Origin of the sequence: Rhodococcus sp. Q1 (assembly GCF_004153645.1) — a bacterium.
Lineage (GTDB): Bacteria > Actinomycetota > Actinomycetes > Mycobacteriales > Mycobacteriaceae > Rhodococcus > Rhodococcus gordoniae.
The window spans coordinates 420,326-433,618 of record NZ_SDMJ01000003.1 but is presented as its reverse complement, the minus strand read 5'-3'; the positions used below and the strand labels follow the sequence as shown (position 1 = coordinate 433,618).

The following is a 13,293-nucleotide window of genomic DNA, read 5'->3' as shown; positions in this document are numbered from 1 at the left end:
TCCCGTCAGCCCTCCAGAACCGAGATGCCGGGCAGTTCCTTGCCCTCGAGGTATTCGAGGGAGGCGCCGCCACCGGTGGAGATGTGCGAGAAACGGTCCTCACCGAGTCCGAGCGACCGCACGGCCGCAGCGGAGTCGCCGCCGCCGACGACGCTGAACGCGCCCTTTCCGGTGGCTTCGATGATCGCCTCCGCGACACCCTTCGTGCCTGCCGCGAAGTTCTCGAACTCGAACACGCCCATCGGGCCGTTCCAGAACACCGTCTTCGCGGAGCCGAGGAGCGAGGCGAAGCGCTGCACGGATTCCGGTCCGATGTCGAGGCCCATCCATCCGTCCGGGATGGAGTCGGCCGCGACGGTCTGCGACTGTGCGTCGGCCGCGAACTTGTCGGCCACCACAACGTCCTGCGGGATGTGGATGACGTCGCCGAACCGCTCGAGCAGCTGCTTGCAGGTGTCGATCATCGACTCCTCGAGCAGCGACGTGCCGACCGGACAACCCTGCGCGGCAAGGAAGGTGAAGCACATGCCGCCACCGATGACGAGCGTGTCGACCTTGGGCGCAAGTGCCTCGATGACCCCGAGCTTGTCGGAGACCTTCGAGCCGCCGAGCACCACGGCATAGGGCCGCTCGGTGTCGGTGGTGAGCTTGGCGAGCACCTCGACCTCGGCCGCGACGAGACCGCCCGCGTAATGCGGAAGCAGCGTCGCGACGTCGTAGACCGACGCCTGCTTGCGGTGCACGACACCGAAGCCGTCGGAGACGAACGCGCCGTCGTCGCCGACGAGCTCGACGAGTTCGCGGGCGAAGGCGAGCCGCTCGGCGTCGTCCTTGCTGGTCTCGCGAGCGTCGAACCGGACGTTCTCGAGGAGGAGGATGTCGCCGTCGGTCAGGCCTTCGGAGCGTGCGAGCGCGTCCTGCCCGACGACGTCGCCGGCGAGCTGGACATTGCGCCCGAGAACCTCACCGAGCTTCGCCGCGACGGGAGCGAGTGAGTACTTCGGATCCGGCTCGCCCTCGGGGCGACCGAGGTGCGCGGTCACGACGACCTTGGCCCCGGCCTCCGCCAGCGTGCGGATGGTGGGTGCGGACGCGAGGATGCGGCCGGCGTCGGTGATCGTCTCGCCGTCGAGCGGGACGTTGAGGTCGGAGCGCACGAGCACGCCACGGCCCTCGACACCGGCGTCGAGCAGATCCTTCAGGGTCTGAACTGCCACTGTTCGGATGTCCTGTTCTGCGAGTGTCAGAGGGACTTGCCGACGAGACCGATGAGGTCTGCCAGACGGTTCGAGTAGCCCCACTCGTTGTCGTACCAGGAGACCACCTTGACCTGCTCGTCGATGACCTTGGTCAGCGGCGCGTCGAAGATCGACGAGTGCGGGTCGGTGACGATGTCCGAGGACACGATCGGGTCGGTGTTGTACTTCAGGATGCCCTTCAGCGGGCCCTCGGCAGCGGCCTTCAGCGCGGCATTGACCTCGTCGGCGGTGGCCTTCTTGGTGAGGGTCGCGGTGAGGTCGGTGACCGAGCCGGTCGGGACCGGGACGCGCAGCGCGTAGCCGTCGAGCTTGCCGAGCAGTTCGGGGAGCACCAGGCCGATGGCCTTGGCGGCGCCGGTGCCCGTGGGCACGATGTTCAGGGCGGCGGCGCGGGCGCGACGCAGATCCTTGTGCGGTGCGTCCTGGAGGTTCTGATCCTGGGTGTACGCGTGGATCGTGGTCATCAGACCCTTCTCGATGCCGAACTCGTCGTTCAGCACCTTGGCGAGGGGGCCGAGGCAGTTCGTGGTGCACGAGGCGTTCGAGATGATGTTCTGCGTGCCGTCGTACTTGTCGTGGTTGACGCCCATGACGATGGTGATGTCCTCGTCGGTGGCGGGCGCCGAGATGATGACCTTCTTGGCACCGGCGTCGAGGTGACCCTTCGCCTTGGCAGCGTTGGTGAAGATGCCGGTGGATTCGACGACCACATCGACACCCAGGTCGCCCCAGGGCAGCGCGGAGGGGCCTTCCTTGATCTCGAGAGCCTTGATCTTCTGCTCGCCGACGATGATGTAGTCGCCCTCGACACGCACGTCCTTGTCGAGGCGACCCAGGATCGAGTCGTACTTCAGGAGCGTCGCGAGAGTGTCGTTGTCGGTGAGATCGTTGACGGCGACGATCTCGATGTCGGTGGTGCCGAGCGCCTTCTGCGCCTCGACCGCACGGAAGAAGTTACGCCCGATGCGTCCGAATCCGTTCACGCCTACGCGGACAGTCACAGTGAAGCTCCTTTGCCCTGAAATTTCGATGATTGTGCTGGTGTGACCCCTACCCTAGTGGGCTGTGGTCGTGCGGTGGGAGCCGCCCTGTCGTGGCGCGAACTCCGTTCCCAGCGTGCCCCGCTACGCCTCGTCCAGCAACTCAGCGGTGACGGCCGACTCCGTGTCGGGGATACCGAGTTCCTTCGCCCGTCGATCCGCCATAGACAGCAGGCGGCGGATCCTCCCTGCCACGGCGTCCTTGGTCATCGGCGGGTCCGCGAGCTGTCCGAGTTCCTCGAGGGACGCCTGGCGGTGCTGCACGCGCAGCGATCCGGCGGCGGCGAGGTGGTCGGGCACGTCCTCTCCCAGGATCGCCAACGCCCGTTCGACCCGCGCCGCGGCTGCCACTGCGGCGCGTGCGGACCGGCGCAGATTGGCGTCGTCGAAATTGGCGAGGCGGTTCGCGGTCGCGCGCACTTCCCGGCGCATGCGGCGTTCCTCCCAGACCAGGCGGGTGTCCTGGGCGCCCATGTGGGTGAGCAGCGCGCCGATGGCCTCGCCGTCTCGGATCACGACGCGGTCGGCGCCGCGCACCTCGCGCGCCTTGGCGGTGACGCCGAGCCTGCGGGCCGCACCGACGAGCGCGAGGGCGGCCTCCGGGCCGGGACAGCTGACCTCGAGGGCCGAGGACCTGCCCGGTTCGGTGAGCGAGCCGTGCGCGAGGAACGCCCCCCGCCAGGCCGCGGCGGAGTCGGCGACGCTGCCGCCGACCACCTGCGCCGGCAGGCCGCGTACGGGTCGTCCCCGGCCGTCGAGCAGACCGGTGCGGCGGGCCAGCGCCTCACCGTCCTTGGCGACCCGGACGACGTACCGGGAGCTCTTGCGCAGTCCGCCCGCGCCGAGCACCTGGATCTCGGCGGGATAGCTGTAGAGCTCGAAGATCTCGCGGCGGAGACGGCGGGCGATCGAACCGAGGTCCACTTCGGCCTCGACGACCACCCGTCCGGCGACGATGTGCAATCCCCCGGCGAAGCGCAGGAGGGCGGACACCTCGGCCTTGCGGTTGCTGATCCTGGTGACCGACAACCTGCTCAGCTCGTCCTTGACCTCCGCTGTCATTGCCACGAGACGCTCTCCCTCCCGTCCCCGCGTGCGGCACGGTTTCCACGGCGCGAGGACAGACATGTTTCCAGTGCCCCTGCCAACTTGGCGGGGTCGTGTCGATGCGTACCGGTCTCCGCGACGTCGACGAACGAGACGTCCGCGCCGAATCGGGCCGCGGACCGGCTCAGGTGCTCGCGCTCGCGTCCTTCCGGTACCGAGGCAGCATCCACGACGACGTGGTCGACACGGAAATCGGGTGCGTGCTGGGCGAGAACGTGCAGGTGACGCTCGGCGGAGAATCCGGCGGTCTCCCCCGGCTCCGCCGCGAGGTTGAGCACGAGTACCTTGAGCGCCTTCGTGTGGACCAGCGCCTCGTGCAGGTCCGGGACGAGCACGTGCGGGATGACGCTCGAGAACCACGATCCGGGGCCGAGCACCACGAGGTCGGCCTCGCAGACCGCGTCGAGCGCGGACGGGCAGGCCGGCGGATCGGCGGGGATCAGGCGGACCCTGCGCACCTTGCCGGGGGTGGTCGCCACCGCGACCTGCCCACGGATGCACCGGCTCACCCGCGGGTCGGATTCGAGTCCCGACACGTCGGCCTCGATGTCGAGCGGGATCGGCGACATGGGCAGGACACGGCCGCGCACGTCGAGGACGCGGGCGAGCATGTCGAGCGCGGTGACGGTGTCGCCGGCCACCTCGGCGAGCCCGGCGAGGATCAGGTTGCCGACGGAATGCCCGGCGAGCGCACCCGTCCCCCCGAAACGGTGCTGCACGGTCTCGGTCCACACCCGGACCTCGTCGTCCGGACCGGCGAGCGCGGCGAGGGCCATGCGCAGATCACCGGGTGGGACGACGCCGAGTTCGGCGCGCAACCGCCCGGAGGATCCGCCGTCGTCGGCGACGGTCACCACGGCGGTGACCCGCTCGGTGAGACGCCGTACGGCGCTGAGGGTCGCGTACAGGCCGTGTCCGCCACCGAGAGCCGTGATCGCAGGTCCGGATATCGCCTCGTCGGAGTTCGAAACCGCGTCGGGGTTCGGAGCCTCGTCGGAGTTCACTCGCGCCCCAGATCCCGGTGCACCACGTTCACCGTGAGATCCGGTGCCTGCTCGAGGCGTGCGGCGAGGGCCTCTGCCATCGCCACGCTCCGGTGTTTCCCTCCCGTGCAGCCCACTGCGATCGTCATGTAGCGCTTCCCCTCCCGGCGGTAACCGGCCGTCGTCAGATCGAGCAGCCGGTGATAGGTGGCGAGATAGTCCTCGGCACCGTCGCGGGACAGTACATAGTCGCGCACCGCGGGCTCCTGCCCGGTATGCGGTCGCAGTTCGGCGATCCAGTGGGGGTTCGGCAGGAACCGCACGTCGCACACGACGTCGGAGTCCATGGGCAGGCCGTACTTGAAGCCGAACGACTCCACGGTCACCCGGATGGTGTCGGACGCGGCGTCGCCGAAGGCCGCTTCGATCTTGCGGCGCAGATCGGGCCCCGACAGGGCGGACGTGTCGATCACGAGGTCGGCGGCGGCCTTGACGGGAGCGAGTTGCTCGCGTTCGACGGCGATACCGTCGGTGAGCGTGCGGTCGGCCGTGTCGGATTGCAGCGGATGACTGCGGCGCACCTGTTCGAACCGCCGGACGAGCACCGAGTCGGCTGCTTCGAGGAACAGCACACGGGTGTTGACCGGACGGGCCGCGAGGTCGGTGACGACACGTTCGAGGTCGCCGGTGAACAGCCGGCTGCGCACATCCATCACCACGGCGAGACGTTGCAGAGGAGGCTCGGCCTGCACCGCGAGATCGATCATGGACAGCATCAGCTGGGGCGGAAGGTTCTCCGCCACGTACCACCCGAGGTCCTCGAGTGCGGTCGCCGCGGTACTCAGCCCTGCCCCGGACAGGCCGGTGACGACGATGACCTCGGCCTGTGCCGGCCTCTCACCGTCGACTCCCGACTCCGAACCGTCCGCCGTTCCCGGGATCCGACCCACTTCGGTCACTGTTCCGACTCCGCTCGTACACCCGACACGCCGACGGAGCCATCATCGCCTACCGGCGTGTCGCCCGCATCCGCGACCGCCGGCGCGTCGGTACCGTCCTGCCGTGGTGCGGCCGGTGGCGACGTGTCGTCCCGCAGCGCTTCGAGCACGGCACGCGCGGTGGCCTGTCCGATGCCGGGTACCGCGGTGATCTCCTCGACGCTCGCCTCCCGCAACCGTGCAACGGACCCGAAATGGGTGACCAGGGCCTTGCGCCGGGTGTCGCCGAGGCCACGAACCCCGTCGAGGGCGGATGCCGTCATCCGCTTGGACCGCTTGCTCCGGTGGTAGCCGATGGCGAAACGGTGCGCTTCGTCGCGGATGCGCTGCAGCAGGAACAGCGACTCGCTGGTGCGCGGAAGGATCACCGGATCCTCCTCTCCCGGCACCCACACCTCTTCGAGACGCTTCGCGAGTCCGACGACGGCGACATCGGTGATGCCGAGTTCGTCGAGGACCTCCGCCGCGGCCGCGACCTGCGGTGCACCACCGTCGACGACGAACAGGTTCGGCGGATAGGCGAACCGCCGGGGGCGGCCCGTCGCCGGGTCCAGTGCTGCCTCGGGCGCGAGATCCCCGCCGTTGCCGTCGTCGGACGCAGGTTCGGCCGCATCCGTCTGTCGCGCCACGTCGCGGTTGTGACGGAGGAAGCGTCGACGCGTCACCTCCGCGATCGAGGCGACGTCGTCGCTGCGCCCGTCTCCGGCCGCCTCCTTGATCGCGTAGTGCCGGTAGTCGGACTTGCGCGGCAACCCGTCCTCGAACACCACCAGTGAGGCGACGACATCGGTGCCTTGCACGTGGCTGATGTCGACACATTCGATGCGCAGCGGCGCCGAGTCGAGGTCGAGGGCGTCCTGGATGCCCTGCAAGGCCGCCGAGCGAGCATTGAAGTCGCCGGCGCGCCGCAGCTTGTGCTGGGCGAGGGCTTCCTTGGCGTTGCGCTCGACCGTGTCGGCCAGGGCCTTCTTGTCGCCGCGCTGCGGGATGCGCAGACGCACGGGACCACCCCGCAGGCGCCCGAGCCAGCGGCTCATCTCGTCCGGATCCGGCGGCAGAGCGGGGACGAGCACCTCGCGCGGCACGGCACTGGTCGCGTCGGTGTCGCCGCTGTCGAGCGCGGCCTCCTCACCGTAGAACTGGGTGAGGAACTGCTCGACGAGCAGGGAGAGCTCTTCGGCGTCGTCCGTTCCCTCGACAGCCTCGACGCCCTCGACGTCGCGGTCCTCGGGACGATCGAGCACGTCACCGGACTTCTCGACGACCCAGCCACGCTGACCGCGCACGCGCCCGCCACGCACGTGAAAGACCTGCACGGCCACCTCGAGGTCGTCGCCTGCGAAGGCCACGAGGTCGGCGTCGGTGCCGTCGCCGAGCACGACCGCCTGCTTCTCGAGGGCCTTGCGCAGCGCACCGAGGTCGTCGCGCAGGCGGGCGGCGGTCTCGAAGTCGAGTTCCTCCGCCGCGGCCTGCATCCGCTTCTCGACGTCGCGTACCAGTTTGTCGGTGCGTCCGGCGAGGAAGTCGCAGAAGTCCTCGACGATGCGACGGTGCTCCTCGGCGGACACGCGCCCGACGCAGGGCGCGGAGCACTTGTCGATGTAGCCGAGCAGGCACGGACGGCCGATCTGCGCGTGCCGCTTGAAGACCCCGGCCGAGCACGTGCGCGACGGGAACACCCGCAACAGCAGATCGAGGGTCTCGCGGATCGCCCAGGCGTGCGAGTAGGGGCCGAAATAGCGCACGCCCTTACGGCGCGGCCCGCGGTAGACGAACAGCCGGGGATATTCCTCGTTCAACGTGACCGCGAGCATCGGATAGGTCTTGTCGTCGCGGTAGCGGACGTTGAAGCGCGGGTCGAACTCCTTGATCCAGTTGTACTCGAGCTGGAGTGCCTCCACCTCGGTGCGCACCACCGTCCACTCGACCCGGCCCGCGGTGGTCACCATCTGACGGGTGCGCGGATGCAACGAGGCGATGTCGGCGAAGTACGAGTTCAGACGGGAGCGAAGGTTCTTCGCCTTGCCGACGTAGACGACCCGGCCGTGCGGATCGCGGAACTTGTAGACCCCCGGCTCCGTGGGAACGGAGCCGGGGGCGGGGCGATATGTCGAGGGGTCGGGCACAGGTCCAGGCTAGTCGTCGCCCCTGACGGCTCCCCCGTCGTCGTCGCGCCTGACGGCTCCGCCGGTGTAATAGGACTCGAGTTCGCGGAAACGCTCGAGTGCGTTCACGGCGAGTTCCCCGTCGCGCGCCTGGATGGCGACGACGGGCACGTACTCGTCGAACGGCAGTTCGAGGCGCGCCCAGGGCGCCCCGTGGTCGAAGAACAACCCACGCACGTCGGTCCACGGGATGTGTCGTTCGGCCACGACGTTGCGGACGGATACTCCCTCCGCCCCGGCACGCAACCGCGGCCGGGTGAACAAGAGGACGCCCCCGGTGAGCATGATGCCGATGGCGAGGATCGCGATCTGGTCGACGAACCGCAGGTTCACCCCGGTGTCGCCGCCCCCGCGGAGTACCAGCGCCGCGAAGATGTGCGCGGCAAGGACGACGACGGCCGCCACGACGACCCAGCGCCGCATCTTCTGCGGGCGTACTTCCAGATCCCGGCCGGTCTCTTCGCGGGTCAACGCGCCACCTTCCGCAGCCGCTGCAGCGTCACGGCGGTGTCGAGCGCGGCCGCACAGGCCTGTCCGCCCTTGTCCTCCGCGGAGCCGGGCAGACCGGCGCGGTCGCGGGCCTGCTGTTCGGTGTCGGTGGTGAGAACACCGTTGCCCACGGGGGTGCCCTCGTCGAGCGCGATCCGGGTCAGGCCGTAGGTCACGGCGTCGCACACGTACTCGAAGTGCGGTGTGCCGCCGCGGATCACCACGCCGAGCGCGACGACCGCGTCGTGGGTGCGCGCCAACTGCTGCGCGACGACGGGGAGCTCGATGGCTCCCGCAACGCGCTCGAGCGTGACGTCGGTGACGCCTGCCTGCTCGGCGACCCGTTGGGCGCCGGCGATGAGCGCGTCGGAGATCTCGGTGTGCCAGCGACCGGCGACGATCGCGAGGCTCAGGCCCGCGGCGTCGGCGAGCTGCAGGTCGGGCAGGCCCTCGCCGCTCATCAGGCGTCTCCCTCGTCGAACTCGTCGAGACCGATCAGGTCGTGGCCCATGCGATCGCGCTTGGTGCGCAGGTACGAGATGTTCTCGCGGTTCGCGCGCAGCGGCATCGGGACACGTTCGGTGATCTGCAGGCCGTAGCCGTCGAGACCGACACGCTTGGCCGGGTTGTTGGTCAGCAACCGCATCGACGAGATGCCGAGATCGACGAGGATCTGCGCACCGATGCCGTAATCGCGAGCGTCGGCGGGCAGGCCGAGCTGGAGGTTGGCGTCGACGGTGTCGGAGCCGGAGTCCTGCAGCTGGTAGGCCTGCAGCTTGTGCATCAGGCCGATGCCGCGCCCCTCGTGGCCGCGCATGTAGAGGACGACGCCACGGCCTTCCTCGGCGACCATCTCGAGGGCGGCGTCGAGCTGCGGACCGCAGTCGCAGCGCAGCGACCCGAAGACGTCGCCGGTGAGGCATTCGGAGTGCACGCGTACGAGCACGTCGGAGCCGTCGCCGTCCGGACCGGCGATGTCGCCGCGGACGAGCGCGACGTGTTCGACCTCGTCGTAGATGCTCTGGTAGCCGACGGCCGTGAAATCGCCGTACCGGGTGGGGATGCGGGCCTCCGCGACACGCACGACGTGCTTCTCGTGCTTACGGCGCCACGCGATGAGATCGGCGATCGAGATCAGGGCGAGCTCATGTTCGTCGGCGAAGACCCGCAGCTCGGCGGTGCGGGCCATCTCGCCTTCGTCCTTCTGCGAGACGATCTCGCAGATGACGCCGGCCGGTCGCAGGTCGGCCATGCGGGCGAGGTCGACGGCCGCCTCGGTGTGGCCGGGCCGGCGCAGGACGCCGCCCTCCTTGGCCCGCAGCGGCACCACGTGGCCGGGACGTGTGAAGTCCTGGGCGGTGGTGTTCGGGTCGGCGAGCAGTCGCATGGTGGCGGCGCGGTCGGACGCGGAGATGCCCGTGCCGATGCCTTCCTTCGCGTCGACGGTGACCGTGTAGGCGGTGCCGTGCTTGTCCTGGTTGACGCTGTACATGGGAGGAAGCCCGAGACGGTCGCAGTCCTCCCCGTCCAGGGGCACGCACAGGTACCCGGACGTGTAGCGGACCATGAACGCCACGAGTTCGGGCGTCGCCTTCTCTGCGGCGAAGATGAGGTCGCCCTCGTTTTCACGGTCCTCGTCGTCGACCACGACGACCGCCTTACCGGCGGCGATATCGGCGACCGCGCGCTCGATGGTGTCGAACCTCGTCACTTCCCTGGACTCCAACTCTCGTATCCGGACGACTCGTGCTCCGCGTCCATTGTCGATCTCCACACTACGACGCCTCAACGCGCGTTCTGCAGGCGCTCCACGTACTTGGCGATCACGTCGACCTCGAGGTTGACCAGGGTGCCCGGTTCGGCGGTGCCGAGGGTGGTCAGCGACAGGGTGGTGGGGATGAGCGAGATCTCGAACCACTCGCCACCCGGTTCCCCACCGAGATCCGAGACCGTCAGCGAGACACCGTCGACGGTGATCGAGCCCTTTTCGACGACGTAGCGGGAGATCTCGGCCGGGAGGGAGATGCGCACGACCGTCCAGTTCTCCGAGGGCGTGCGGGAGACGACGGCGCCCGTGGCGTCGACGTGGCCCTGCACCAGGTGACCGCCGAGCCGGCTGTTCAGAGCTGCGGCACGTTCGAGGTTGACGGAGCTGCCGAGCGTGAGCTGCCCGAGCGACGAACGGTCGAGCGTCTCCTGCATCACATCGGCGGTGAAGGAGTCTCCGTCGAGGACGTCGACGACCGTCAGGCACACCCCGTTGACCGCGATCGAATCGCCGTGCTTGGCGTCGGAGGTGACCAACGGTCCGCGCACGGTGAAGCGTGCCGCGTCGGCGAGGCTCTCCTTCGCCACGATCTCACCGAGTTCCTCGACGATGCCCGTGAACATGTTCCGCTCCTTAGCTCCCGATCCGTGACCGGGTCCGATTCAGTTGTCCCGGTCCGGGACGAGGGTCAACAGAATGTCCGAGCCGACCGTCTCGACGCGTTCCCGGCGGAACCGTAGCGCGTCCGCGATCGTGCCCACGCCTGCGTCCTCGACGGCGGCCTCGCCGGCTCCGAGCACGACGGGCGCCAGGTACGCCTGGACGCGGTCGACGCACCCCGCCGCGAGGAACGCACCTGCGAGTCGGGGTCCGCCCTCGACCAGCACGTCGGGCCGGTCGTCGAGCGCGGCGAGTACCGCACCGAGGTCATGGGTGCGTAGCACCAGCGTCGGTGCAGAGTCGTCGAGAACCCGTGCGGAGGTTGGGATCTCACGCATACCGACGACCACCCGCAGGGGCTGGTGGGGTGCGAGTTCCCCGTCGGGCAGGCGGGCGGTGAGCCAGGGATCGTCGGCGAGCACGGTGCCGGTGCCGACGATGATGGCGTCGAGCCGACTGCGCTGGTCGTGCACTCGTGCCCGCGATTCGGGGCCGGAGATCCACTTGCTCGTGCCATCGGCGGCCGCGCTGCGGCCGTCCATCGACGCGGCGTACTTCCACGTCACGTGCGGCCGGCCGGTACGTTGCCGATGCAGCCATGCCCGCAGCGGTCCGCGGGTGACGGCTTCGGCACCGAGACCGGGATGCACGGTGACGCCCGCGGCGCGGAGGGTGTCGGCTCCCCCGCCGGCGACGGGATTCGGGTCGGCGACCGAGTAGTAGACCGTGGCGATCCCCGCATCGACGAGAGCCTGCGCGCACGGTCCGGTGCGGCCGGTGTGATTGCACGGCTCGAGAGTGACCACCGCGGTACCGCCCCGGGCACGCTCCCCCGCTGTCACGAGTGCTCGCACCTCGGCGTGCGGGCCGCCGGGCGGTGCGGTGGCACCGATACCCGCCACCGCGCCGTCCGCGTCGAGGATCACCGCACCGACCGGCGGGTTGGGGCTGGTCGTGCCCCGCACGGCCTCGGAGGCGTCGAGCGCGAACTGGAGGGCTTCGGCGATCTCGGGCGCGGTCACGGCGCGAGCGTCAGGTGCGGGGACGAAGCCCCGGCCTGCGCCCGCAACTTGCGGACCGCCTCGCCGGGATCGGCGGCACCGTAGACCGCAGACCCGGCGACGAAGCAGTCCACACCCGCTTCGGCGGCGGCTTCGATGGTGTCGGCGTTGATGCCTCCGTCGATCTCCACGAGCAGGCGGAGCTCGCCCGAATCGACGAGACGACGGACCTGACGGGCCTTGTCGAGGACGTCTGGAATGAAGGATTGACCACCGAAGCCCGGTTCGACGCTCATCACGAGCAGCGTGTCGAATTCCTTCAGGATCTCGAGATAGGGCTCGATGGGGGTACCGGGCTTGACCGACAACCCGGCCTTGCCGCCGGCTGCGCGGATGTCGCGGGCCACTGCGACCGGATCGTCGGTGGCCTCGGCGTGGAAGGTGACGTTGTGCGCACCCGCTTCGGCGTAGGGCGGCGCCCACCGGCCGGGATTCTCGATCATCAGGTGGCAGTCGAGCGGGATGTCGGTCGCCTTCAGCAGCGACTCGACGACCGGGAGACCGAGCGTGAGGTTCGGAACGAAATGAGCGTCCATGACGTCGACGTGGAGCCAGTCGGCACCGGCGACGGCCTGCGCCTCGTCGGCGAGACGAGCGAAATCCGCGGACAGGATGGACGGAGCGATCATCGGGTGGGCCACAACCGACGAGTCTAGTCGGCGCTCTCCACCGGGTCGGACCTGCATCGGACCACACAGCCCGTAGCCGCACACCCCGGGAATGCCCGCACCCGGGATCCGCGCGCGTCCACCGTGAACGGCGGTGCTCGGACCGCGCGAGGTCAGACCGCGCGAGCGAGGGCGTCGAAGCGGTCGATGTCCTCGCGGCGGCAGACCTGACTACCCGCGGTGAGGAGAGCGGCCGTACCGCAGGCGATCCCGAGTGCCAGTGCGTCGCGCAGCGACCGTTCCTGCAGCAGCCCCACGACGAGACCTGCGACCATGCTGTCACCGGCTCCGACGGCACTGCGCACTTTGGCCGCCAGAGCCGGTACCCGCACGGCCTCGTCGGCGGTCACCATGATCGCGCCGTCCGCGCCGAGCGAGACGACGACGATCTCCGTGACACCGGCGGTGACGAGCGCCCGTGCGGCCGCGATCTGCTCGTCGCCGGTGTCCAGCTCCCGCCCGGTCCACTCGCACAGCTCGTCCAGGCTCGGTTTGACGAGGAAGACCCCCGAATCGATGCTGGTCAGCGCATCACCCGACGAGTCGAGGACGAAGCGGGCGCCGGCTTCCCGGGCAGCCGCGGCGATGCGGCGCACGAAGGTTCCGGGGACTCCGGGCGGGAAGCTGCCACTCGCCACCACGTACTTCGCACCTTCGGCGACCTTCTCGAGCGTCGCCAGACAACGCTCCTGCTCCTCACTCGTCAGCTCGGGGCCGGGCGTGACGAAGCGATATTCCTGACCGCTCCTGCGGTCGATCGCCGTGAAGCACTCGCGGGTGGACCCCGCGATGGGGACGATGTGCTCCTCGACGCCGTCGTCGTCGAGCAGACCGCTCATCTGCTCGCCCCGCGCACCGCCGGCCGGATAGACGGCGGCGGCCGAGGCACCGAGCACGCGCGCGACCTTCGCGACGTTCACTCCGCCTCCACCGGCGTCGTAGAACGGCTCGTCACAGCGGAGCTTGCGGGTGGGCACCACCGCGTCCGTGAAGGTCGTGACGTCGAGCGCCGGGTTCATGGTCAAGGTGACGATCTCGGGCATGACCGAACCCTATTCGGACCGGCGGGCCGGCGCGCGGGGCTTCCGCCCGACC

At 69.5% G+C, this 13,293-nt stretch carries 13 protein-coding genes; all 13 read right to left on the bottom strand.

Annotated elements, in window-relative coordinates:
• Positions 1 to 5: 5 nt before the first annotated feature.
• The 13 genes from EQ874_RS10560 to EQ874_RS10500 all read right to left on the bottom strand — a co-directional run bounded on the left by EQ874_RS10560 (position 6) and on the right by EQ874_RS10500 (position 13,241).
• The gene (locus EQ874_RS10560; RefSeq protein WP_064064911.1) at positions 6 to 1,217 is read right to left on the bottom strand and encodes a phosphoglycerate kinase; all 1,212 of its coding nucleotides are present in this window, start codon (positions 1,215 to 1,217) and stop codon (positions 6 to 8) included.
• A gap of 26 nt (positions 1,218 to 1,243) precedes the next feature.
• The gene (gene gap / locus EQ874_RS10555) at positions 1,244 to 2,260 is read right to left on the bottom strand and encodes a type I glyceraldehyde-3-phosphate dehydrogenase (protein ID WP_064064912.1); all 1,017 of its coding nucleotides are present in this window, start codon (positions 2,258 to 2,260) and stop codon (positions 1,244 to 1,246) included.
• Between the two features lie 123 nt (positions 2,261 to 2,383).
• The gene (gene whiA / locus EQ874_RS10550) at positions 2,384 to 3,367 is read right to left on the bottom strand and encodes a DNA-binding protein WhiA (RefSeq protein ID WP_129976705.1); all 984 of its coding nucleotides are present in this window, start codon (positions 3,365 to 3,367) and stop codon (positions 2,384 to 2,386) included.
• On the bottom strand, positions 3,358 to 4,410 hold the full coding sequence (yvcK, locus tag EQ874_RS10545) for a uridine diphosphate-N-acetylglucosamine-binding protein YvcK (RefSeq protein WP_084421931.1): 1,053 nt from the start codon (positions 4,408 to 4,410) through the stop codon (positions 3,358 to 3,360). The genes whiA and yvcK overlap by 10 nt, the downstream gene beginning before the upstream one ends.
• Positions 4,407 to 5,330: an RNase adapter RapZ gene (rapZ, locus tag EQ874_RS10540; RefSeq protein WP_064064998.1), complete on the bottom strand. Its 924-nt coding sequence runs from the start codon at positions 5,328 to 5,330 to the stop codon at positions 4,407 to 4,409. The genes yvcK and rapZ overlap by 4 nt, the downstream gene beginning before the upstream one ends.
• Before the next feature lie 14 nt (positions 5,331 to 5,344).
• The gene (gene uvrC / locus EQ874_RS10535) at positions 5,345 to 7,513 is read right to left on the bottom strand and encodes an excinuclease ABC subunit UvrC (protein ID WP_129976704.1); all 2,169 of its coding nucleotides are present in this window, start codon (positions 7,511 to 7,513) and stop codon (positions 5,345 to 5,347) included.
• Between the two features lie 9 nt (positions 7,514 to 7,522).
• Positions 7,523 to 8,023 carry a PH domain-containing protein gene (locus tag EQ874_RS10530; RefSeq protein WP_172506040.1) on the bottom strand — a complete coding sequence of 167 codons (501 nt, stop codon included), beginning with the start codon at positions 8,021 to 8,023 and terminating at the stop codon, positions 7,523 to 7,525.
• Positions 8,020 to 8,502 (bottom strand): 6,7-dimethyl-8-ribityllumazine synthase, encoded by a 483-nt coding sequence (gene ribH, locus EQ874_RS10525; protein ID WP_064064915.1) that lies wholly within the window; start codon positions 8,500 to 8,502, stop codon positions 8,020 to 8,022. The genes EQ874_RS10530 and ribH overlap by 4 nt, the downstream gene beginning before the upstream one ends.
• The gene (locus EQ874_RS10520; protein WP_064064916.1) at positions 8,502 to 9,752 is read right to left on the bottom strand and encodes a bifunctional 3,4-dihydroxy-2-butanone-4-phosphate synthase/GTP cyclohydrolase II; all 1,251 of its coding nucleotides are present in this window, start codon (positions 9,750 to 9,752) and stop codon (positions 8,502 to 8,504) included. The genes ribH and EQ874_RS10520 overlap by 1 nt, the downstream gene beginning before the upstream one ends.
• Positions 9,753 to 9,826: 74 nt before the next feature.
• Positions 9,827 to 10,432, bottom strand: a complete 606-nt coding sequence (locus tag EQ874_RS10515; RefSeq protein WP_016934885.1) for a riboflavin synthase — start codon at positions 10,430 to 10,432, stop codon at positions 9,827 to 9,829.
• 39 nt (positions 10,433 to 10,471) lie between these two features.
• Complete coding sequence (gene ribD, locus EQ874_RS10510) at positions 10,472 to 11,491, bottom strand: bifunctional diaminohydroxyphosphoribosylaminopyrimidine deaminase/5-amino-6-(5-phosphoribosylamino)uracil reductase RibD (RefSeq protein ID WP_129976703.1); 1,020 nt, start codon at positions 11,489 to 11,491, stop codon at positions 10,472 to 10,474.
• The gene (gene rpe, locus EQ874_RS10505) at positions 11,488 to 12,171 is read right to left on the bottom strand and encodes a ribulose-phosphate 3-epimerase (protein WP_129976702.1); all 684 of its coding nucleotides are present in this window, start codon (positions 12,169 to 12,171) and stop codon (positions 11,488 to 11,490) included. The genes ribD and rpe overlap by 4 nt, the downstream gene beginning before the upstream one ends.
• 140 nt (positions 12,172 to 12,311) lie before the next feature.
• Positions 12,312 to 13,241, bottom strand: coding sequence for a 1-phosphofructokinase family hexose kinase (locus EQ874_RS10500; protein ID WP_129976701.1), 930 nt, complete (start codon positions 13,239 to 13,241; stop codon positions 12,312 to 12,314).
• Positions 13,242 to 13,293: the final 52 nt, after the last annotated feature.